Below are 22,508 nucleotides of genomic sequence, written 5' to 3'. Positions count from 1 at the left end.
CCTAGCTAGCTTGATGTAATAGACGATCCATTTTCCACTTTGCAGTGGTATAGGTTTTAATAGTTAAAGCGTGAATTTCGCCAGTTTGGAAATAAGGCATTAATGGCGCGTAGATAGTTTGTTGCTGTTTTAATTTAGAAAGTGCCGCGATCTCATCGCTCACTACAATCACACCAAAGTGTGCATTTTCACCCTGAGCATAAACCTCATCTACATTCAGACTTTCTTTTAAAATACGTTCAATTTCTTGCAGTTCCATTAGGATTTCCGTTTTAATGATGATCAATAAAAGTGCCAATCCAATGAGATAAATTCACTAAATCAGCAAGGGTTAATAACTGTTCCGGCGGATTTATCAACCGCACTTTTTTATTTGGTAACTGCTCACTATCATGTAGAAAATCACACAATAATGCAAAACCGGCAGAATCAATTCGTTTAATATTTGTTAAATCAAATTCAATGATACTTTGATTCGCTAGCTTTTCTGATAAAAAAGAAGCACGTTGCTGCCATAATGGTAACAACGTGTTGCGGGATAGCTCCCCCGATAATTGGAGAGCTATCTTATCATTATTTTGGATTAAATCCCACTTTAACGCAGTCATTCGCTTATTTGCTCAATGTCACGGGTGCTGCGGCAGATTTTTGAATTTGAGCTGTTAATGCCTCAATACCTTGTTGACGTAAGATACCGCTCCATTCATTTTGTTTAGTTACAACCATGCTCACGCCTTCTGCAACCATGTCATAAGCTTGCCATTCACCAGTTTTACTGTTTTTACGCCATTTGAAATCTAATTTGATTGGCGCTTGTCCACCATTTTGCATGATGTTGACACGAATGCTCACAAGGTTTTTGTCACCCACTTCTTTAGCCGGTTCAATTTGAATATTTTGATCGGTATAAGCGGTTAACACTTGTGCATAAGCTTGTTCGATAAAATCGCTGAATGCTTTAAAGAATTTTTCACGTTGTTCTGGCGTAGTTGATTTGAAGTGTGAACCTAACACCAAAGAACCTGCATAGTTTACTTGCACGTAAGGTAATAAATCGTTACGCACGATGGTACGTAAATAATTTGGATCCTTTTTAATTTTTGCCTGATTGTTTTTGATATCGGCAAATAACTTATCTGATGCTTGTTGCATCAACACATAAGGGCTCGTTTCTGCACGTACAGTTTGAGTCACAAAAAGTGCAGTCATTGCAAATGCCATTACGCTAAACCATTTTTTAAACTGAGTAAATTTCATCATAAATCTCCTAAATAAAGATTATTATTTGGCTTCAGGTTCTGCTTTTTCAGCATTGCCGTCTGCTTTTTTATCGCCGTAAAGGAACTGGCCGATTAAATCTTCCAATACCATTGCGGATTTTGTGTCTTGAATTTGGCTACCGTTTTTTAACATCGCGGTTTCACCATCATCAAAGCCCATTGTTAAGGCGATATATTGCTCGCCCAATAATCCAGATGTTTTGATCGATAACGAACTGTTTTCCGGAATTTCTTTATATTCTTCATTAATCGCAATGCTTACTTTTGGCAAGTAAGATTTTTCATCTAACGTAATATCAGAAACACGACCGATTACCACTCCTCCTAGCTTAAGTGGCGCACGGACCTTTAGTCCACCAATATTGTCAAAAGTTGCAGTGACTGTGTAAGATTTTGTTTCACCAAAACCTTGCACATTTGCTACACGTAAGCCTAGAAATACTAACGCTGCGATACCGAGTAGTAAAAATAAGCCTACCCAAAATTCATATTTAATTGTTTGTCTCATAAAAATACCCTATTAACCTGCCCCAAACATAATAGCAGTTAAGATGAAATCGAGCCCAAGTACCACAAGTGATGCGTGGACAACCGTTCTGGTTGTGGCTTGACTGATACCTTCAGATGTTGGAATACAATCATAACCATTGAATAACGCAATCCACACCACTGCAATGGCGAAAAATACGCTTTTAATAAATCCATTTAAAATGTCATAGCTCCAGCTGACGGCATTTTGCATCACTGACCAGAAGCTACCTGCATCGACACCTTTCCAATCTACACCAACAAGCGCACCGCCCCAAATACCAATCGCGGTAAAGAGAAGCGCAAGAATTGGCATTGCAATCAAGCCCGCCCAAAAACGCGGTGCAATCACTCGACGTAATGGGTCAACTGCCATCATTTCAAGGCTGGAAAGTTGTTCTGTGGCTTTCATTAAGCCAATTTCAGCCGTTAACGCTGAACCTGCACGACCCGCAAATAAAAGTGCGGTCACTACTGGGCCTAATTCACGTAATAAAGACAGCGCTACAAGTTGTCCAAGGCTGGTTTCTGCTGAAAAATCAACTAAGACCACATAACCTTGTAAGCCCAACACCATCCCAATAAATAAACCTGAAAGCAGGATAATTAGTAAAGACTGTACACCTAATACGTGTAACTGTTTCACTAATAAAGGAAAATGTTTACGAACTTGCGGTTTACCTACGAGCGCACCAAACAGCATAAAGCCTGAGCGGCCTAATGCGCGGAAAAATTTGATTACACTTCGTCCAAGTGAAGAAATCATATCAACAATCATTTAAATAATTCCTCCACATAATCACCTGCCGGATAATGGAATTTTACCGGACCATCGGCTTCACCTTTCAAGAACTGTACCACTTGCGGATCTTGACTCGCGAGCAATTGTTCTGATGTTCCTTCAGCAATCACATGTTTATCCGCAATGATATAGGCATAATCTGCAATGCTTAATATTTCATTCACATCATGGGAAACCACGATAGAGGTTAAATTCAGTGCTTCATTAAAACGTTTAATTAAGCTCACGATCACGCCCATGCTGATTGGATCTTGCCCCGTAAACGGCTCATCAAACATGATTAAATCTGGGTCAAGTGCAATCGCTCGAGCCAATGCTGCACGACGCGCCATCCCCCCAGAAAGCTCTGAAGGCATCAAATCTGCCGCACCGCGTAAGCCCACCGCTTCTAATTTCATCAACACAATTTGACGAATTAGACTTTCTGGCAAGCGCGTATGCTCGCGAATCGGAAATGCCACGTTATCAAACGTTGAAATATCCGTAAATAATGCACCTGATTGGAATAACATTCCCATGCGTTTACGCACTTCGTAAAGCTCACGATTTGAAAGACGACAAATATCTTGTCCATCAAACAAAATCTCGCCCTGTTCAGGATGCAACTGACCACCAATTAATTTTAGCAGCGTGGTTTTCCCGATCCCTGATGGCCCCATAATGGCCGTAATTTTGCCCTGTTGGACTTTCAAATTCAGGTTATCGTAAATCACACGCTCACCTCGTTTAAAGGTCAGGTTTTTGACTTCGATTAGATTTTTATTCATTAAAATCTCATTGGTTTTATAAGAGAAATTTATTTTTCTCTCACGTTAAAAAAATGCGGTCGTTTTGACTGCTATTTTTGTGAAAGGTTCAAGCGGCGTTTTAATAACGTCGTGAAGCCACGTAATAACACAAAAATCAATGACAACACATAAATAGGAAAATTACCTAATGCTGCATAAGGCGTTTTTCCTTCTGTTGGCACCATTTTATGGGTCAGTGTGGTTTCCTCAAATTGAGGCGCTTGTGCTTCAATCTTGCCTTTTGCATCAATAAACACTGAAATCCCTGTATTCGTTGCACGAATTAATGGTTTTCCTAATTCAAGCGCGCGCATTCTAGCCATTTGTAAATGCTGCCAAGGGCCAATACTATCACCAAACCATGCATCATTAGAAATTGTCAGCAAATAATCGGTTTCTTTTTTCAGATTTTCACGAAGTTGCTCACCAAAAATAATTTCATAACAAATAGCCGGTGCAAAAGCATGTTGCTTCGCCATAAATGACGGCTGTACCGCATCGCCACTTTGGAACGCAGACATTGGCAAATTAAATACAGAATTAAGTGGGCGCAACAAACTTTCTAATGGCACATATTCACCAAATGGCACGAGATGATGTTTGCTATAACGATTTTTCGTCGTCAACTCATAAGGAAAATCAGGATTCCCTGCCGTTACAATGGAATTTAATAATTTACCGCTTTGCTCATCACGATACACGGTGCCAATCATCACTTCCGTGTTTTTCTCTTTTGCGACTTTATCTAAGGCTTCAAAAAATGGCGTAATCGCATTTTCAAGAGTAGGCAATGCCGACTCGGGCAAAATAATCAAATCAGACTTGCCTAAATGCGCCAAAATTTGTTTTTGATAGATGTCTACCGTGGCATAAAGATATTCTGGATCCCATTTTAAATTTTGCTCAATATTACCTTGTGCAAGCGTGATCGTTAGCCCTTTACCTTCTTTGGGTTGAACAAAATTCACCTTACCGGCATAAGCACTTAATCCACCCACAACCAATAATAGCAACGCATTTACGCCGACTAAATTCCATTGTTTTTTCGATAGTGCAAAAATAAGGTTAAAAATGACCGCACTTGCCCAAACGGTAAAGAATGTCATCCCTGTGACACCAAAGATCGGCGCGATACCGTAAAACGGACTGTCGATTTGGGTATAACCAAATTGTAACCAAGGAAAACCGGTAAACACCCAACCACGCAAGAATTCAGTCAATGTCCAAATCGCGGCAAAAATGACCGCACTTTGTACCTGAAAACACTGCACTAAATAAGTGAAAAGCATAGGATAAAGTGCTAGGTAAGCCGAAAGTAAGCCTACCAAGAGATAACTCACGCCAAGGGAAGCGCCACCAAATTGATGAATGCTGACATTTAACCAACTTACACCAAAACAGAAAAAGCCCATCGACCACAAAAAGGTGGCCAAAAGTGCGGTTGATTTTTTGGTATTTTTCGCCACAAAAAGCAATCCGCCCAACGATACATAGGCTAATCCCCAATAATCAAACGGCGAAAAGGCAAACACGCCAATCACACCAGAAATCAGAGCAATAAGATAAATCACTAACTTATTCATTTTATCCATACTATAAAAAAATATTCCCCCTCTTCAGCAAAGAGGGGGCTAAGAATACGGTCAACTGAGCAACTTATTCAGCTTGCTCTTCCACGCCTTCCATATCCGATAAATGCTCATCCGGCACAGTTACACGCACCTGAATCAAACGGCGACTATCGGCAGAAGTTACTTTAAATTGAATATTTTCTAAGGTAATTTCTTCACCTCGCTTAGGCAAATACCCAAAAGCTTGCATAATCAAACCGCCAATGGTATCCACTTCTTCATCATCAAAATGCGTATTAAATTGTGTATTAAAATCATCAATATCTGTTAGTGCACGCACCGCATAAGTATGACGAGAAAGCTGACGAATATCGGCGACATCTTCCTCATCGAACTCGTCTTCAATATCACCCACAATTTGTTCGAGAATATCTTCGATGGTCACTAAACCTGATACCGCACCAAACTCATCTACCACAATTGCCATATGGAAACGCTCAGAGCGAAAATCTTTTAACATACGATCGACACGTTTACTTTCCGGCACAATCACAACTGGACGTAACAACTTGGAAAGTTCGAACTCTTCCGCATCTTCACGTAAAAACTTAAGCAAATCTTTTGCGTGCAAAATACCTTCAATATTATCGCGGTCATCCGTATCGGCAATCACAGGAAAACGAGAGTGGGCAGATTCAATAATGGTATTCAAGCAGGCATCGAGATCTTGATTCGATTCAATAAATACAATTTGAGAGCGTGGAATCATGATATCGCGTACACGAAGCTCGGCGATTTCCATTACCCCTTCAATCATCTCACGAGTATTTTGATCGATTAAATCGTTTTGTTCTGAATCGCGAATCACTTCCACGAGTTCTTCACGGTTTTTCAGCTCACCTTGGAAAAAACGCCCAATAAGCGATTGAAAAAAAGATTTTTTAGTTGTTTCAGTTTGATTACTCGAATGTTCTTCGTTCATAAAATTAAATGTGTTACTGTCGGATTGACTGCGTAAAAAGTAGCATATTTTGACAAAAATCGCAAAAAACTTAAGCTAAATGGCTGAAAATAAAGTGCGGTTAAAAACATAAAAATTTTTAACCGCACTTTTATTAACTGATTACCTATTTAAACCTAAACTCTGTCCATTGGTAATAGCGTTCACCTGTTTTTTGAATACCGCCATAATTTTGCCATTCGGGATGGTTAGGGGTATCAGGCAGACATTGCGTTTCAAGGGCTATGCCGCTGAAATCTTGATAAGTGTCACCTTCACGAGTTGGAGTGCCTGCAAGATAGTTTCCCGTATAAACCTGTAACGCGGCTTGGGATGTGAGCACTTCAAGGCTTAAATCTTCATTAGGGGAAGTCAATAATGCGCAAGGTTTTTGCCATGCTTTATTGACGATAAAGGAATGATCGTAACCTTTCGTTACCACTTGCTCGCCTTGTTGGAAATCTTGTGCGATTGGTTTTGCCACTCGAAAATCAAAGCTGGTATTCACCACATGCTTAAGTGGTGAATTTGGGATGCCTTCACCATCAACCGGTAAATAGAAATCCGCATTAAGGCGTAGTGTATGATTTCGCACATCACTGCCCTGCTCGGCATTTTCTAAATTGAAATAAGCGTGGTTTGTTAAGTTCAGCGCGGTATCTTTATCGCTTTCTGCTTCGTATTCAATTTTTACACTATTTTCATCGGTCAGCGTGTAAATCACATTAGCTTTAACATTACCTTCAAAACCTTGATCACCATCGGGAGACACAAGGGAAAAACGCACAAAATTCTGACCGCACTCTTCCACCTTCCAACGGCGTTTATCAAAGCCTTCTTTACCACCATGTAATTGATGTTTGCCTTGATTAGCGACCAGCTGGATTGTTCGCTCACCCAATTCAAATTGGGCGTTAGCAATACGGTTCGCATAGCGTCCTATGCTTGCGCCCAAATAAGCAGTTTGATGAGGATAATCCTCCACTTTGCAGCCGAGTAAAACTTCTCGCAACTCACTGTTCACAGGGACTTTACATGAAAGCCAAGTGGCTCCCCAATCCATAAATTGCACGGTCATGTCATTCGAATTAGTGAGTTGAACAAGTTGATAAGGCTGTCCATCTGGTGCATTGAACACCGTTTTTTCTAGCATAGACTCACTCCTTGTGAGGCTGTGCAAACGTAGAAATCTTCTTTTAAACCCGTTTGTTTTTCATAATTATCGGCAATAATTTTACGCACTTCTTCAACTTTATCATGAGGTGCAAGAGCTACAATACAGCCACCAAAACCACCACCTGTCATTCTCGCGCCACCAGTTTTACCGATCACTAATTGAGCAAGTTCAACAAGATAATCAATTTGCGGCACGGTAATCTCGAAATCATCACGCATGGATTCGTGAGATTGTCTCATTAATTCGCCCAATTTTGTTAAATCGTTATGTTTTAATGCTTCAACGGCATCAAGTACGCGTTGGTTTTCAGTTACCACATGGCGTGCTCGTTTTGCTACTAAAGGATTAAGTGCAGTCAATTCTGCTTCTCTTTTTTGGAATTCTTCTACTGACACATCACGTAAGGCTTTTACGCCAAAAAATTCTGCGGCTTTTTCACATTGCCAACGGCGTGTGTTGTATTCGCCCGTCACCAAATCATGCGGTACATTTGAGTTCACAATAATGACGGCAACATCTTTCGGCACTGGTGTTGGTTGTGTTTCTAAGCTACGGCAATCAATCATTAAGAGATGATCTTTTTGCCCTAAAGCGGAAATTAATTGATCCATGTTCCCGCAATTTGCGCCTACAAATTTGTTTTCAGCTTTTTGACCAATTAAAGCAATTTCTGTATGCGTTAAAGGTAAATCACTGAGTTGTTGGCAGAATTTCCCTGTAGCTACTTCAAGAGCGGCAGAAGAGCTTAAACCAGAAGAATGGGGTACATTGCCTGAGATGACTAAATCCGCACCTTGTTTAAATTGCGAGCAACGCTCTTGAATAAATTTTACGACACCACGCACATAATTCGCCCATTTTTGCTCACTTTGAGGGAAATCTTCATCAAGAGAAAAGGTATCCTCAAGATCAAGATCTGCAGCATAAACATTCCAAATATGATCAGCACGTTTTGATCCCGCAATAGCTGTACCATAATTGATCGCACAAGGCATTACAAAGCCATCATTGTAATCGGTATGTTCGCCGATAATGTTCACGCGACCTGGCGCATATACGGTCAGTTCTGGTTGCTTGTTGTATTTTTGAGTAAAAATGTGTTGGGATTTTTGGACTGGAGTCATATTATTTTCCTTTATCTTTCACACTCCCTCTTAACTCAAGAGGGAAAGGGTTTCTTAACGTTCTTTATAATGTACTTCGCTTAACGCACGTAATCTTTCTGCTGCTTGTTCAGCGGTGAGGTCTCGCTGGCTTTCACCTAGCATTTCATAGCCCACCATAAATTTGCGAACCGTAGCAGAACGCAACAACGGTGGATAAAAATGCGCATGAAGCTGCCAATGTTCGTTATCTTCACCATTAAATGGTGCAGCATGGAAGCCCATCGAATAAGGGAAAGACGTTTCAAATAAGTTATCGTATTTCGTTGCCAATTTTTTCAATATCACGGCAAGATCTTTAGCTTGAGCCTCCGTTAATTCTGTTAAGCGTTTGACATGCACTTTAGGCAACAACAAGGTCTCAAATGGCCATACCGCCCAATAAGGCACCACGGCAACCCAATGCTCGGTTTCCACTACAATACGTTCTTTTTTCTCTAATTCTTTTTGAACGTAATCCACTAAAAGCACCGAACCGTGTTTTTCATAATAATTTCGTTGAGCAACATCTTCACGCGCGACTTCATTTGGTAAAAAGCTATTTGCCCAGATTTGTCCATGCGGATGGGGATTGGAGCATCCCATTGCAGCGCCTTTGTTTTCGAAAATCTGTACCCACTGATATTTTTGCCCCAGTTCACGCAATTGCTCTTGCCACACTTTAATCACTTCTTCAATTTCAAGTGCGGTCAATAATGGCAAGGTTTTGCTGTGATCTGGTGAAAAACAAATAACACGACTTTCACCACGAGCTTGGCTCATTTGGAAAAGAGGATCGACTGATTGCTCTGGCGCGGGTGTATTTTCTAATAAAGCCGAGAAATCATTTTTGAATACATAAGGTTTATGGTAATCCGGATTAGGTTCACCAGTGATACGTTTATTACGCGGGCAAAGATAACAATTTGGATCGTGGCTTGGCTTTTGTTCCTCACTCACTTTTTCTTGTTGCCCCTGCCATGGACGTTTAGCACGATGTGGTGAGACTAAAACCCATTGGTCAATTAACGGATTATAACGACGATGCGGATGATCTGTCGGTTCAAATACGGTTTCGCTCATATTTTTGCTCCAAAATGTAAACGATTACAAAAAATTTTCTCATAAGATAACAAATTAAAAAAAATAAACCGTGATCATTATCACAAAATTAGGAAATAAGCCTCTCATCCAATCAGTTTTTTGTGACGAATGTAGCATTTTTGAAAGTAACCGCTTTCAATTTTATTCAAATTTACTATGATAATTACCATGAAAAAATGAATGAGAGCCCTGTTATGCCTACAATTCGAGATGTTGCTGAATTAGCTTGCGTGTCGGTTGCCACTGTTTCCCGGGTGATTAATCACTCTCCTTCCGTAAGTGAAAAAACCCGTTATTCAGTACAACGCGCGATGGAAGTCTTAAATTATCAACCCAATGCAAACGCACAAGCTCTAGCAGTACAAAATACTGATACCATTGGCGTGGTGGTTACTGATGTAACAGATCCGTTTTTTGCTATCTTGGTCAAATCAGTCGATAAAGTTGCTGAAGAGCATCAAAAAACGATTTTGATCGGTATTGGCTATCACCATGCTGAAAAAGAGCGTGAAGCGATTGATACCTTGCTACGCAAGCGTTGTAGCTGTTTGGTTGTTCATTCCAAAGCCCTTTCAGACGAAGAATTACGTCATTATCTCGAAAATGTACCAGGTATGGTTGTGATTAACCGTGTAATTGCAGGTTATGAAAATCGTTGTGTCAGCCTCGATAATCGCCAAGGTACCTATCTTGCTACTGAAATGCTGATTCGTTATGGCCATAAGCACATCGCCTACATTGGATCTAATCACGGTATTTTAGATGAAACCGAGCGTAAAGAAGGTTATTTAGAGGCCTTAGAAGCACATAACTTCCCCATTGTAGAACAAGCCATTGTGCATAATTCACCGGATTTTGAAGGCGGTGAAAAAGCCATGATTGATCTATTAAGCTACAACTCGAATTTAACTGCAGTGGTAGCCTATAACGATACCATGGCAGCGGGTGCAATTTCCGTTTTAAATGAAAACAATATCAAAGTGCCGAAACAGTTTTCCATTGTGGGTTTTGATGATATGCCGATTGCTCGATATTTAATTCCAAAGCTCACAACTATTCGTTATCCAATTGATTTAATGGCGAATTATGCTGCAAAACTGGCATTAAGTTTAGTTGATTCATCTATTATCACACCAACTGTTGTGCAATTTAATCCAACATTAGTAAGACGTTTTTCCGTAGAAAACACTATGAAACCGTGATGGAGATCACAAATTTAAACATTATTATGTAATCGTTTTCATTTATGTGAGTTTGATCACAGATTAACGATTTTGATTTCGTTATGATGGGTTCAGTTGCAATAGATTTACGCAACATTCCTCTATTTGGTATATAAAAAATCAACAATAAAATCACTTTCTCTGATAGGAGCGTTTTTATGAAAAAAACAGCAGTATTAAGTGCGGTCGCTTTAGCAATCGGTTTAGGTTCAGCAACTTCAGGTTTTGCAGCCGATAACCGTATTGGTGTTACCATTTATAAATATGATGACAACTTCATGTCATTAATGCGTAAAGAAATCGATAAAGAAGCGAAAGCTCTTGGCGGTATTGAGTTATTAATGAATGACTCTCAAAATGCACAATCTATTCAAAACGACCAAGTAGATGGTTTGCTTTCTAAAGGTGTAAAAGCCCTAGCCATTAACTTAGTAGACCCAGCAGCAGCTTCAACTGTTATTAAGAAAGCTAAACAAGATGACATTCCTGTTGTTTTCTTCAATAAAGACCCAGGTGCAAAAGCAATTGGTAGCTACGATCACGCTTACTATGTTGGTACCGATCCGAAAGAATCAGGTTTAATCCAAGGTGATTTAATTGCAAAACAATGGAAAGCTATGCCAGCCTTAGACTTAAACAAAGACGGTAAAATCCAATATGTATTATTAAAAGGTGAACCTGGCCATCCAGATGCGGAAGCACGTACTAAATATGTAATTGAACAATTAAATGCTAAAGGTATTCCAACCGAACAATTATTTATTGATACCGGTATGTGGGATGCAGCAATGGCTAAAGATAAAGTGGATGCATGGTTATCTAGCTCTAAAGCTAACGAAATTGAAATGATCATTTCAAACAATGACGGTATGGCGTTAGGTGCGTTAGAAGCAACCAAAGCACACGGTAAAAAATTACCAATCTTTGGTGTGGATGCATTACCAGAAGTACTTCAATTAATTAAGAAAGGCGAAATTGCTGGTACCGTGTTAAACGATGGTGTTAACCAAGGTAAAGCTGTTGTTCAACTTTCTGCAAACCTTGCTAACGGTAAAGCAGCAACAGAAGGTACAAAATGGAAATTAGAAAACCGTGTTGTACGTATCCCTTATGTTGGTGTGGATAAAGATAACCTAAGTGAATTCTTAAAATAAGAAAATCTATTGCTTTTCTTTAATTTTAGGGGGGAAAGGAAACCCAAATTCCCTTTCCCCCCTTTTTGATGAGGTTGGATATGACAACTCAAACCCAAGACAATGATGTACTACTGACGATGACGGATGTCAGTAAGTCTTTCCCCGGTGTAAAAGCCCTTGATCACGCCAATCTAACAGTTCGTTCTCACTCTGTTCACGCCTTAATGGGTGAAAACGGGGCGGGAAAATCGACATTATTAAAATGCCTCTTCGGAATTTATGCAAAAGACGAAGGAGAAATTTTATTCTTAGGCAAACCTGTTGATTTTAAAACATCAAAAGAAGCCCTTGAAAATGGGATTTCAATGGTTCACCAAGAACTTAACTTGGTGCGTCAAACCAGCGTAATGGATAACTTATGGTTGGGTCGCTATCCACTTAAAGGTCCTTTTGTGGATCACGCCAAAATGTATCGTGATACCAAAGCGATTTTCGATAAATTGGACATTGATGTTGATCCAAGAGAAAAAGTGGCCAAACTTTCCGTTTCACAAATGCAGATGATCGAAATTGCGAAAGCGTTCTCTTATAACGCTAAAATCGTAATTATGGATGAGCCAACATCCTCACTTTCAGAAAAAGAAGTGGAACATCTTTTCAAAATTATTCAAAAATTAAAAGATCGTGGTTGTGGCATTATTTATATTTCACACAAAATGGATGAAATCTTCAAAATTTGTGATGAAATCACCATTCTTCGCGATGGTAAATGGATCAATACCGTTCAAGTTAAAGGCACCACTATGGAAGAAATCGTTTCAATGATGGTTGGCCGTGAATTAACACAACGTTTCCCAGAAAAAACAAACGTACCAAAAGAAATCACGCTTGAAGTGGAACATTTAACAGCGGTAAACCAACCGTCTATTCAAGATGTTTCCTTTAATTTACGCAAAGGTGAAATTTTAGGTATTGCGGGTCTTGTTGGTGCAAAACGAACCGATATTGTGGAAGCCATTTTTGGTGTACGCGAATTAAAAGAGGGGACGATCAAGCTCAACGGAAAAATCGTGAAAAATCATACCGCACTTGAGGCGATTAACCACGGTTTTGCTTTGGTGACTGAGGAACGTCGTTCAACCGGGATTTATTCAAACCTAAGCATTGAATTTAACTCTTTGATTTCAAATATGAAATCTTACCTCACCCCTTGGAAATTGCTCAGCAATAAAAAAATGGCAAGTGATACCCAGTGGGTGATTGATGCAATGAACGTGAAAACCCCTTCTCACAAAACAACGATTGGATCGCTTTCTGGTGGTAACCAACAAAAAGTGATTATCGGTCGTTGGCTTTTAACCCAACCAGATATCTTAATGCTCGATGAACCTACTCGTGGTATTGATATTGGGGCAAAATTTGAAATTTATCAGCTCATTCAAGAACTCGCTAAAAAAGATAAAGGCATCATCATGATTTCATCAGAAATGCCGGAATTATTAGGCGTAACTGACCGCATTTTGGTCATGAGTAATGGTCGTGTTGCAGGCATCGTTGAAACGGCAAAAACGTCTCAAGAAGAAATTTTGCAACTTGCCGCAAAATATTTATAAATCATAAAGGAACAAATTATGAGTGCCTTACAAAAAAATAAATCATTCGATTTCTTAAAACAAAATGCGATTTATTTTGTGTTGTTGATTTTACTTGGCATCATCATCGCACAAGATCCAACATTCTTGAATGTTCGCAACTTTAGTAACATTTTAACTCAATCATCCGTCCGTCTTATTATCGCCCTTGGGGTTGCAGGCTTGCTTATCACTCAAGGTACTGACTTATCAGCCGGTCGCCAAGTAGGTTTAGCGGCAGTTATTTCGGCTACCCTCTTACAATCAATGGAAAACATGAACCGTGTGTTCCCTGATTTAGGTGAAATTCCTATTCCAGTGGTTATCCTTACGGTTTGTGCGGTAGGTGCTGTAATCGGCTTAGTGAATGGTTTAGTTATCGCTTATCTCAATGTAACCCCGTTCATTGCAACAATGGGTACCATGATCATCGTTTATGGTTTCAACTCACTTTATTATGATGGCGTAGGTGGCTCACCAATTGCGGGTTTCAGCGAATCTTTCTCTAACTTCGCACAAGGCTTCTTCAGACTCGGTTCATTCAAATTATCTTACATTACTATTTATGCGGCAATTTGTGCATTCTTAGTATGGGTAATGTGGAATAAAACACGCTTCGGTAAGAATATCTTTGCTATCGGTGGTAACCCTGAAGCAGCAAAAGTATCTGGCGTAAACGTAGCGCGTAACCTTGTTGTGATTTACATGATTGCTGGCATGTTCTATGCATTCGGTGGTATGTTAGAAGCAGGCCGTATCGGTAGTGCTACCAACAACCTCGGTTTCATGTATGAATTAGATGCGATTGCTGCCTGCGTAGTAGGTGGTGTATCTTTCGCAGGTGGTGTGGGTACTGTTATCGGTGTTATCACGGGTGTTATCATCTTCACCGTTATTAACTACGGTTTAACTTATATCGGTGTAAATCCTTACTGGCAATATATCATTAAAGGTAGCATTATCATCCTCGCGGTGGCTATTGACTCCTTAAAATACGCGAAGAAAAAATAATTAAAAAAAACCATAAAAATAACCGCACTTTAGCAATAAAGTGCGGTTTATATTTAATCAATCTAAGGATTTAAAATGTCAAATAGCGTAACTAAAGATAATTTAACTGTCAGTTTCAGTACTGACTGGTTTACTCATAACATCCCTTCTCTATCCTATATTTTTGAACAATTTAAGCCTCAAAGAATCTTAGAAATTGGCTCATTTGAAGGGCGTTCAACTCATTTTTTTACCGAGAAAATGCTTAAATACCATAATGAAATAGAGATTCATTGTATTGATTCTTGGGAAGGTGGATTAGAGCATCAAGGAAAGTGGGATATGGGTACTATTGAGCAATCTTTTAATGAGAATATTCAAACATTAATAATTTATGCCAAACAATGCGGAAAATCCCTTAACATTATCAAACATAAAGGATATTCCCATACTAAAATGATTGAACTATTAGCAAAAGGCGAAGCTGGAAAATTTGATTTTATCTATGTAGATGGTTCTCATGAAGCCCCAGATGTACTGTTCGATGCTATTTTAGCCCATAAATTAGTAAAAAATAATGGGATTATTGCTTTTGATGACTATTTATGGAGCCCAGAAGAAAATGGAAAACAAAACTACTACCACTTAGTAAAACCTGCTGTTGATGCTTATGTCAATATCTATCAACAAAAACTCCATGTTTTACAAATGTTGCCAGTTTACCAACTTTATATACAAAAACTATCCGATTAACTAATTAAAAATCTAATAAGCCTGTGCATCAGGCTTATTCGTATTCATCTAACCATTTCAACAAAATCGCTTCAAGAATACTTTCGTTAGATTTCATTGGATCATCATCAAAACCATCTAGTTCACAAATCCATTTATGTAAATCCGTAAAACGCATCGTTTTAGGATCTAAATCTGGATTACGATCATAAAGCTCCTCTGCGATAAGTTGTGCATCAGTCCATTTCATTAGTGAGTCGCCTCATTCGCATGGTTGATATTATATTTAGGGATTTCTACCACTAAATCTTCATCGCCCACGACACATTGGCAAGAAAGACGGCTATCCATTTCTAAGCCCCATGCTTTATCCAACATATCTTCTTCTTGATCGCTCGCTTCATTTAATGAATCAAACCCTTCACGAATCACAACATGGCATGTTGTACAAGCACAAGAACCATCGCAAGCATGGTGAATTTCAACGCCCGCATTATGTGCCACTTCTAATAAGTTATCGCCTGCTGCCGCATCAACCACCATACCCTCTGGGCAAAATTCTTCATTCGGTAAAAAAATCACTTTTGGCATATTACTTTCCTCAATATAAAAAACTCGTTAATTTATAACCGCACTTTATTGCTCAATATCTGACACTAATTTACCTGTTAGCGCTTGGTTAATGGATTTATTCATTCGTCTTGCCGCAAATTCTTGAGTTGCCACATCAAGGTCTTTAATGCCCTGCGCAATAGCATGACGATCTGTACCCTCTTTTACATCCATTAATTGTTTCAATGCATTTTCAATTTGGCGGAATTCAGTTTCGGTTAATAAGTCTGCCCCATCTTGCTGTAATGCCACAATCACGCTTTCAATCACACGGTCAGCCTCAACACGTTGTTCAGCTAATTCACGAGCTTGCATATCATCTTGTGCATTATCAAAAGAAGCTTTAATCATTGCCGTCACTTCTTCATCCGTTAAACCATAAGAAGGCTTAATTTGAATTGATGCTTGGACTTTAGTGGATTTTTCCATGGCGGTCACACTTAATAAACCATCCGCATCCACTTGATAAGTCACACGAATATGTGCAGCACCTGCCACCATTGGTGGAATACCACGCAACGTAAAACGACCTAAAGAACGGCAATCATCCACTAACTCACGCTCCCCTTGTACCACATGGACCGTCATCGCAGTTTGACCATCTTTAAAGGTGGTAAATTCTTGTGCACGAGCCACTGGAATCGTGGTGTTGCGTGGAATAATTTTCTCCACTAAACCGCCCATGGTTTCAATGCCTAAGGAAAGCGGCACAACATCGAGTAACAACATATCACTGTCATTTTTGTTGCCCACTAAAATATCCGCTTGAATTGCCGCACCTAGTGCTACTACTTTATCTGGGTCGATAGAGGTTAATGGCGTTTTACCGAAGAACTCGCCTACTTGCTCACGTACGTAAGGCACGCGAGTTGAGCCGCCAACCATAATCACTTCTTGCACGTCTTCAGCTTCAACATGCGCATCTTTTAATGCACGACGGCAGGTTAATAAAGAACGTTTAACCAATGAATGGATTAATTCATTGAATTGCTCACAACTTAACTCACCTTCAAATCCGCGCCAAGAAATGACCGCACTTTGTGCACTCGTTAAGGCAATTTTAGTTTGTGTAGCTAAACTTAAAAGTTCACGTTGCTCATTTACATTTTGTGGTTGAATACCGGCTTGCTCAACAATCCAATCTACAATTAAATGGTCAAAATCATCACCACCTAAAGCTGTATCCCCACCCGTTGCTAACACTTCAAATACACCTTTAGACAAGCGTAAAATCGAGATATCAAAGGTACCACCACCTAAGTCATAAACAGCGATGACACCTTCTTTACCGCTATCTAAGCCATAAGCGACTGCTGCTGCAGTGGGTTCATTTAATAAACGTAATACATTTAACCCAGCAAGGCGCGCTGCATCTTTCGTACTTTGACGCTGAGCATCATCAAAATATGCGGGAACAGTAATTACCACACCAGAAAGCTCACCTGCTAGGCGTTGTTCAGCGATATGATTTAAACGAGATAAAATATCTGCAGAGACTTCAATTGGGCTTTTTTTGCCTTGATGCGTCACCAATAATGGCAAGCCATTTTCACTTGCCACAAACTCATAGGGCAAGTTTGTGTAACGTGATTGCACATCGGTAAGACTACGACCAATCAGACGTTTAACCGATATAATCGTATTTTTAGGATCCATTGCAGCTTTTGCAAATGCTTCAGTACCCACAAGTTTTTCATTTTCGCCATAATACACGACTGAAGGGACAAGGCTTCTGTCTTGTTCATCATTCAAAATGGTTGCTTGACCGCTACGCACAGCGGCAACTAAAGAGTTTGTTGTACCTAAATCAATCCCTACCGCAAGACGGTGTTGATGTGGTGCAGCCGTTTGTCCTGGTTCTGCAATTTGGAGTAATGCCATATCTCTTTTTATCTCTAATAATTAATTCGTTAAGGGCTCGTTATGCCACTGAATAAGCTTGTGCAAATTTATCTTGTTCGGTGAAACTTGCATTGTAATGGGTTTCAATATTGACTTCGCGTCGCTCACGCTGATTAATGTCAATCGTCTTATCTTCCGAAAGCTCTGGCGTAAAAACAATCATGTGGTTACCATCGAGTTGTTTTACATCTTCTTGCCAATTTTGCCAAAACAGATTTTGGTAAAATGCTTCAACATCACCGTTTAATGCCCAAGCTAAGAAATCCGTATAGGTAAAATTTAAATCATGCCAAGTTAAGTCTTTCGGCGAAAAATAGTAAATCTTGCCGAGATTATAACCTAAAGAACCACCATTTAAGGCAAAATAACCACCAATGACATCATCTGCGACCAACAAATATTTTGGTTTATCACCTGATTGATTAAAAGATTTACTGAAATTCCAGTCCATTAATCCACGTGGTAATTTAAAACTGCCAGAACCCAATATACGCAACCAACCATGATGGATTAAAATGCCACCGGTTTCATAAATTACCGCGCCCATCGGAGAAGACGTTGGCATTTGCATGCTGAAAAGTTCACGTTCTGCACTGGATTGATCTTTTTTAATCACTTCACAATGATTACGAGCACGCTCAATCCATTGGAAAATGGTTCCCCAAGCAGATTTTGAGGCTTCAGTCAGTTGTTCTAAAGTTTGCATAATCGGATTTCATTAGTATGAGGGCTGCTGCCCATTTATCAATAGCGAAAAGGGCGTATTAAACGCCCTCAAGATTATAATTCAAATAGACGTTCTTCTACTTGGCTAATTTCATCCGCCAATTTTTTTAGAAAACGTAATTTATCGCAGAACTGTGCAGCAGTTGGCCATTGTTGCTCATTAAGCTGTGCCTCAAGTGCGGTCAACATTTCTTTTGTTTCTTTTTTAACGCGTTTCGCAAAGGATTCTAATGCATTCTCATCCTGGCTTTGCTCAATATTTTCGAGCTCTTCTCGCCATTCTAATTGCTGCATTAAAAATGTGACATCTTGCGTACTCTTTTGCTCTAAATCCTGTGTTTTTCCCGTATTTAACGCGATAATCGCTTCCGCGCGCAAAATTGGGTCTTTCAAGGTTTTTAATGCATCATTAACTTCTGTGGATTTTTGCATTGCAATGCGTTGTTCTTGCGCATCTGCCGTAACAAAATTATCCGGATGCAAACTCTTTTGAAGCACTAAATAGCGCTCTGACAAAAGGGCTTGATCAACATTGAAAGCAATGGGTAAATCAAAAATAGCAAAAGGATTTGTCATTTCTATTCCTTAAACGTGGAAACTCTCACCGCAACCACAAGATTCTTTCACATTCGGGTTATTATATTTAAAGCCTTCGTTCAAGCCTTCTTTGACATAATCTAGCTCAATGCCATCTAAATAAACCAAGCTTTTTGGATCGACTACCACTTTCACGCCATGCTGCTCAAAAATAAGATCGTCATCATTGAGCACATCAACGAATTCAAGCACATAGCCTAAACCCGAACAACCTGATGTTTTCACACCTAAGCGTAAACCGATGCCTTTTCCACGATTTTCAAGAAAAGTACGAACTCGTTGTGCCGCTTTTTCAGTGAGTGTTATAGACATATTCTGATCCTTAAATTGATAAAGTGCAGTCATTTTCAACCGCACTTTGATTACTTACCTTGTTTATTTTTATAGTCAGCGATAGCGGCTTTAATTGCGTCTTCTGCTAAAATCGAGCAGTGAACTTTTACAGGTGGTAATTCAAGTTCTTCCGCAATTTGACTGTTTTTGATTGCACCTGCCTCATCTAAAGATTTACCTTTTACCCATTCGGTAATTAAAGAACTTGATGCTATAGCAGAACCACAACCATAAGTTTTGAATTTTGCATCTTCAATAATGCCACTATCATTTACTTTAATTTGTAACTGCATAACATCACCACAAGCTGGCGCGCCCACCATGCCGGTTCCCACAGAATTATCTTTTTTGTCCATTGAACCAACATTGCGTGGATTTTCGTAATGATCGATAACTTTTTCGCTGTATGCCATATTATTTTCCTTTCCTAAATAAGTTGCTATCAGGCGGTCAAGCCGCCTTGAAAATTAGTGGGCAGCCCACTCAATAGTGTTTAAATCAATACCTTCTTTGAACATATCCCAAAGTGGCGATAATTCACGAAGTTTCGCTACTGCACCATGCATTAAATTAATGGTGTAATCAATTTCTTCTTCAGTGGTCCAACGACCAAGCGTGAAACGAATTGAGCTATGTGCTAATTCATCATTACGACCTAATGCACGTAATACATAAGATGGCTCTAAACTTGCAGACGTACACGCGGAACCAGAAGATACTGCAATATCACGTAATGCCATCATTAATGACTCACCTTCAACATAGTTAAAGCTGATATTCAAATTATTTGCGACACGATGCTCCATTGAACCATTTACATAGGTTTCTTCAATGTCTTTAAGACCATTGTATAAACGATCGCGCAATGCTCGGATACGTGGTATTTCAGTATCCATTTCTTCTTTTGCAATGCGATAAGCTTCGCCCATACCCACAATTTGGTGTACAGGTAATGTACCTGAACGCATACCACGCTCATGACCACCACCATGGATAATCGCTTCTAAACGAACACGCGGTTTACGGCATACATATAATGCACCAATCCCTTTTGGTCCGTACAATTTGTGGCTAGACATTGACATTAAATCAACCTGTAATTCCGCGAGATTGATTTCGACTTTACCGACACTTTGTGTTGCATCTACGTGGAAAATAGTTTTGTTTGCACGGCAAAGCTCACCAATTGCTTTAATATCTTGAATCACGCCAATCTCATTATTCACATGCATAATTGACACAAGAATCGTGTCTGGACGCAATGCTGCTTTAAATTTCTCAAGATCGATTAAACCATCTTCTTCTGGATCTAAATAAGTGACTTCAAAGCCTTCACGCTCTAACTGACGACAAGTATCCAATACGGCTTTGTGTTCAGTTTTACAAGTAATAATGTGTTTACCTTTTGTTTGATAAAAGTGTGCCGCACCTTTAATTGCAAGGTTATCAGCTTCTGTTGCGCCAGAAGTAAACACAATCTCACGTGAGTCTGCGCCAATCAAATCCGCAATTTGATTACGTGCAATATCAACGGCTTCTTCAGCTTGCCAGCCAAATTTATGTGAACGAGATGCTGGATTACCGAATACACCATCAATGGTTAAATATTCCATCATTTTTTTAGCCACACGTTCATCAACTGGACATGTTGCTGCATAATCTAAATAAATTGGTAATTTCATTTTCACTCCTAAATAACTACCAAAAATGCCATCATTTTGACCGCACTTTGATCTACTTTCCTATTATTGGTTAACAACAACCAAATCATCAAAATCTTTGTGAGCTTTATGTTTTCCTGATTTTTTCTCCACAAGCTCTGCTAAAGTGATCTGATCTAAAAAATCAGTAATGCGATCACTTAAATCTTGCCATAAAGAATGAGTTAAACATTCAACCCCACCTTGACAATTTCCCTTTCCAAGGCATCTTGTGACATTAATGTTCTCATTTACGGCAGAGATCACCATACCGATAGAAATTTGATCTGCTGGTAACGCTAAACGATAGCCACCACCCGGACCACGAACGCTTTTTACTAATCCACCACGACGCAATTTTGCAAATAATTGCTCAAGATAAGAAAGTGAAATATTTTGACGTTCTGAGATATCCGCTAAACAAACTGGATCTGTCCCTGCGTGTAATGCGATATCTAAAATTGCGGTAACCGCGTATCGTCCTTTAGATGTAAGTTTCATAAAGCATCCCTATTAATCGTCGTTTGGATAGTTTACATATCTGACTATGATAGTCAATTTTAGTCTTTTTGCAGATTAAGGCGTTTTTCGACCGCACTTAACATTCCACGCAAGATATTTAATTCATTTTTTTCGAGAGAAGAACGGTTATAAAGCCGTCTTAACTTTTGTATAACACCTTGATTTTGAATAAAACCAAGTGATTGATATACCTGTTCCGTATGCGCAAAAAAATACTCCATTTCTTGCGCTGTCGGATAGATATTTTCTATTGTAGAAAGTGTACTTTCCGTTCTTTCTTTAGCTAAAAATGCCATCCGCATTTCATAACTCACTAACTGTACAGCCATCGCTAGATTTAGCGAGGAATATTCAGGGTTAGCGGGAATATTTAAATGATAATGACATTTAAGTAATTCTTCATTTGTGAGCCCAACACGCTCACGACCGAAAACAATCGCTACTTGGCCTTGATGAGCACTGGCTTTCTCGGCACATTCTCTAGGTTCAATCAATGTACTCTGTAAATGACGCAATCTCGCACTGGTACCAATTACCAAAGAGCAATCTTCTATTGCTTGCTCAAAAGTATCGACAATTTGGGCATTTCGAACGAGGTCATCTGCGCCAGCGGCTAATGCAATAGATTGTTCATCCACCGATTTTGGTGATACTAAATAGAGATTGGATAATCCCATTGTTTTCATTGCACGCGCCGCTGAACCGATGTTCCCGCTATGTGATGTTTCAACCAAAACAATTCGAATATTCTGTAACATTTTATGCCCGACTTAAATTTGTGGATATTCTATCATAATAACCGCTAAATATAGTCAAGAATTTAAAAAAAATTTTACTTTTTTATAAATTTATTAACACATGGAAAGAAGATGTTATTGGTGGGCTGTGAGAGACTCGAACTCTCGACCGACGGATTAAGAGTCCGCTGCTCTACCAACTGAGCTAACAACCCAACCGGTTAAATAATGATCTGTAAAATAGATGGTGGGTCGTGAAGGATTCGAACCTTCGA

General features: G+C 39.4%; 26 protein-coding genes and 1 tRNA gene. 5 read left to right on the top strand and 22 right to left on the bottom strand.

Annotation, left to right across the window (positions count from 1 at the left end):
- Position 1: 1 nt before the first annotated feature.
- The 11 genes from HMPREF3263_RS10360 to galT all read right to left on the bottom strand — a co-directional run bounded on the left by HMPREF3263_RS10360 (position 2) and on the right by galT (position 9,371).
- On the bottom strand, positions 2-259 hold the full coding sequence (locus tag HMPREF3263_RS10360) for a BolA family protein (protein WP_049380103.1): 258 nt from the start codon (positions 257-259) through the stop codon (positions 2-4).
- 13 nt (positions 260-272) lie between these two features.
- The gene (locus HMPREF3263_RS10355; RefSeq protein ID WP_049367843.1) at positions 273-608 is read right to left on the bottom strand and encodes an STAS domain-containing protein; all 336 of its coding nucleotides are present in this window, start codon (positions 606-608) and stop codon (positions 273-275) included.
- Between the two features lie 4 nt (positions 609-612).
- Positions 613-1,260 (bottom strand): phospholipid-binding protein MlaC, encoded by a 648-nt coding sequence (gene mlaC / locus HMPREF3263_RS10350; RefSeq protein WP_070853276.1) that lies wholly within the window; start codon positions 1,258-1,260, stop codon positions 613-615.
- A gap of 21 nt (positions 1,261-1,281) precedes the next feature.
- Positions 1,282-1,788, bottom strand: a complete 507-nt coding sequence (gene mlaD, locus HMPREF3263_RS10345) for an outer membrane lipid asymmetry maintenance protein MlaD (RefSeq protein ID WP_005696642.1) — start codon at positions 1,786-1,788, stop codon at positions 1,282-1,284.
- Between the two features lie 12 nt (positions 1,789-1,800).
- Positions 1,801-2,586 carry a lipid asymmetry maintenance ABC transporter permease subunit MlaE gene (gene mlaE / locus HMPREF3263_RS10340; protein WP_005696644.1) on the bottom strand — a complete coding sequence of 262 codons (786 nt, stop codon included), beginning with the start codon at positions 2,584-2,586 and terminating at the stop codon, positions 1,801-1,803.
- Complete coding sequence (gene mlaF, locus HMPREF3263_RS10335) at positions 2,583-3,377, bottom strand: phospholipid ABC transporter ATP-binding protein MlaF (RefSeq protein ID WP_005696645.1); 795 nt, start codon at positions 3,375-3,377, stop codon at positions 2,583-2,585. Before mlaF ends, mlaE begins: the two co-directional genes overlap by 4 nt.
- A gap of 71 nt (positions 3,378-3,448) precedes the next feature.
- Complete coding sequence (gene lnt, locus HMPREF3263_RS10330; RefSeq protein WP_032803833.1) at positions 3,449-4,981, bottom strand: apolipoprotein N-acyltransferase; 1,533 nt, start codon at positions 4,979-4,981, stop codon at positions 3,449-3,451.
- Positions 4,982-5,054: 73 nt separating this feature from the next.
- Positions 5,055-5,951 carry a CNNM family magnesium/cobalt transport protein CorC gene (gene corC, locus HMPREF3263_RS10325; RefSeq protein ID WP_005696647.1) on the bottom strand — a complete coding sequence of 299 codons (897 nt, stop codon included), beginning with the start codon at positions 5,949-5,951 and terminating at the stop codon, positions 5,055-5,057.
- 145 nt (positions 5,952-6,096) lie between these two features.
- Positions 6,097-7,122 carry a galactose-1-epimerase gene (galM, locus tag HMPREF3263_RS10320; protein ID WP_005697168.1) on the bottom strand — a complete coding sequence of 342 codons (1,026 nt, stop codon included), beginning with the start codon at positions 7,120-7,122 and terminating at the stop codon, positions 6,097-6,099.
- On the bottom strand, positions 7,116-8,270 hold the full coding sequence (gene galK, locus HMPREF3263_RS10315; protein ID WP_005697152.1) for a galactokinase: 1,155 nt from the start codon (positions 8,268-8,270) through the stop codon (positions 7,116-7,118). The genes galM and galK overlap by 7 nt, the downstream gene beginning before the upstream one ends.
- A gap of 54 nt (positions 8,271-8,324) precedes the next feature.
- On the bottom strand, positions 8,325-9,371 hold the full coding sequence (gene galT, locus HMPREF3263_RS10310; RefSeq protein WP_005697079.1) for a galactose-1-phosphate uridylyltransferase: 1,047 nt from the start codon (positions 9,369-9,371) through the stop codon (positions 8,325-8,327).
- Between the two features lie 215 nt (positions 9,372-9,586).
- Between galT and HMPREF3263_RS10305 the strand changes: the two genes are divergently transcribed.
- The 5 genes from HMPREF3263_RS10305 to HMPREF3263_RS10285 all read left to right on the top strand — a co-directional run bounded on the left by HMPREF3263_RS10305 (position 9,587) and on the right by HMPREF3263_RS10285 (position 15,125).
- The gene (locus HMPREF3263_RS10305) at positions 9,587-10,594 is read left to right on the top strand and encodes a substrate-binding domain-containing protein (RefSeq protein WP_005697171.1); all 1,008 of its coding nucleotides are present in this window, start codon (positions 9,587-9,589) and stop codon (positions 10,592-10,594) included.
- Positions 10,595-10,773: 179 nt separating this feature from the next.
- The gene (gene mglB / locus HMPREF3263_RS10300; protein ID WP_005696654.1) at positions 10,774-11,769 is read left to right on the top strand and encodes a galactose/glucose ABC transporter substrate-binding protein MglB; all 996 of its coding nucleotides are present in this window, start codon (positions 10,774-10,776) and stop codon (positions 11,767-11,769) included.
- Between the two features lie 80 nt (positions 11,770-11,849).
- A complete protein-coding gene (gene mglA, locus HMPREF3263_RS10295; RefSeq protein WP_005697068.1) occupies positions 11,850-13,364 on the top strand; it encodes a galactose/methyl galactoside ABC transporter ATP-binding protein MglA in 1,515 nt (504 codons plus the stop codon).
- An 18-nt stretch (positions 13,365-13,382) separates the two neighbouring features.
- Entirely contained in the window at positions 13,383-14,393 is a 1,011-nt protein-coding gene (mglC, locus tag HMPREF3263_RS10290) for a galactose/methyl galactoside ABC transporter permease MglC (RefSeq protein WP_005696656.1), read from the top strand.
- 75 nt (positions 14,394-14,468) lie between these two features.
- Positions 14,469-15,125 (top strand): class I SAM-dependent methyltransferase, encoded by a 657-nt coding sequence (locus HMPREF3263_RS10285; protein WP_005697088.1) that lies wholly within the window; start codon positions 14,469-14,471, stop codon positions 15,123-15,125.
- Positions 15,126-15,159: 34 nt separating this feature from the next.
- On the opposite strand, the gene iscX is transcribed toward HMPREF3263_RS10285, so the two are convergent.
- From iscX to HMPREF3263_RS10230, 11 genes are all read right to left on the bottom strand, one after another.
- Entirely contained in the window at positions 15,160-15,354 is a 195-nt protein-coding gene (iscX, locus tag HMPREF3263_RS10280) for a Fe-S cluster assembly protein IscX (RefSeq protein ID WP_005697131.1), read from the bottom strand.
- Positions 15,354-15,695 (bottom strand): ISC system 2Fe-2S type ferredoxin, encoded by a 342-nt coding sequence (gene fdx / locus HMPREF3263_RS10275; RefSeq protein ID WP_005697163.1) that lies wholly within the window; start codon positions 15,693-15,695, stop codon positions 15,354-15,356. The genes iscX and fdx overlap by 1 nt, the downstream gene beginning before the upstream one ends.
- Positions 15,696-15,740: 45 nt before the next feature.
- Complete coding sequence (gene hscA / locus HMPREF3263_RS10270; RefSeq protein ID WP_005697140.1) at positions 15,741-17,597, bottom strand: Fe-S protein assembly chaperone HscA; 1,857 nt, start codon at positions 17,595-17,597, stop codon at positions 15,741-15,743.
- Positions 17,598-17,637: 40 nt separating this feature from the next.
- Entirely contained in the window at positions 17,638-18,324 is a 687-nt protein-coding gene (locus tag HMPREF3263_RS10265) for a DUF2625 domain-containing protein (RefSeq protein WP_005697074.1), read from the bottom strand.
- Between the two features lie 74 nt (positions 18,325-18,398).
- A complete protein-coding gene (gene hscB / locus HMPREF3263_RS10260) occupies positions 18,399-18,920 on the bottom strand; it encodes a Fe-S protein assembly co-chaperone HscB (protein WP_005697154.1) in 522 nt (173 codons plus the stop codon).
- Positions 18,921-18,929: 9 nt separating this feature from the next.
- Positions 18,930-19,253 carry an iron-sulfur cluster assembly protein IscA gene (gene iscA / locus HMPREF3263_RS10255; protein ID WP_005697146.1) on the bottom strand — a complete coding sequence of 108 codons (324 nt, stop codon included), beginning with the start codon at positions 19,251-19,253 and terminating at the stop codon, positions 18,930-18,932.
- Between the two features lie 50 nt (positions 19,254-19,303).
- On the bottom strand, positions 19,304-19,687 hold the full coding sequence (gene iscU, locus HMPREF3263_RS10250) for a Fe-S cluster assembly scaffold IscU (protein ID WP_005696665.1): 384 nt from the start codon (positions 19,685-19,687) through the stop codon (positions 19,304-19,306).
- A 54-nt stretch (positions 19,688-19,741) separates the two neighbouring features.
- The gene (locus tag HMPREF3263_RS10245) at positions 19,742-20,956 is read right to left on the bottom strand and encodes an IscS subfamily cysteine desulfurase (RefSeq protein ID WP_070853275.1); all 1,215 of its coding nucleotides are present in this window, start codon (positions 20,954-20,956) and stop codon (positions 19,742-19,744) included.
- A gap of 63 nt (positions 20,957-21,019) precedes the next feature.
- Positions 21,020-21,475 (bottom strand): Fe-S cluster assembly transcriptional regulator IscR, encoded by a 456-nt coding sequence (gene iscR / locus HMPREF3263_RS10240; RefSeq protein WP_054418259.1) that lies wholly within the window; start codon positions 21,473-21,475, stop codon positions 21,020-21,022.
- Positions 21,476-21,534: 59 nt separating this feature from the next.
- Entirely contained in the window at positions 21,535-22,254 is a 720-nt protein-coding gene (gene trmJ, locus HMPREF3263_RS10235; RefSeq protein WP_070853274.1) for a tRNA (cytosine(32)/uridine(32)-2'-O)-methyltransferase TrmJ, read from the bottom strand.
- 118 nt (positions 22,255-22,372) lie between these two features.
- Positions 22,373-22,448 (bottom strand) — tRNA-Lys (locus tag HMPREF3263_RS10230).
- Between the last annotated feature and the right edge of the window lie 60 nt (positions 22,449-22,508).

The sequence above is a fragment of the Haemophilus sp. HMSC61B11 genome, from assembly GCF_001838615.1.
Classification (GTDB): domain Bacteria; phylum Pseudomonadota; class Gammaproteobacteria; order Enterobacterales; family Pasteurellaceae; genus Haemophilus_D; species Haemophilus_D parainfluenzae_AD.
Note: the sequence above shows the minus strand (reverse complement) of the source record. Positions and strands in the feature narration are given on the sequence as shown.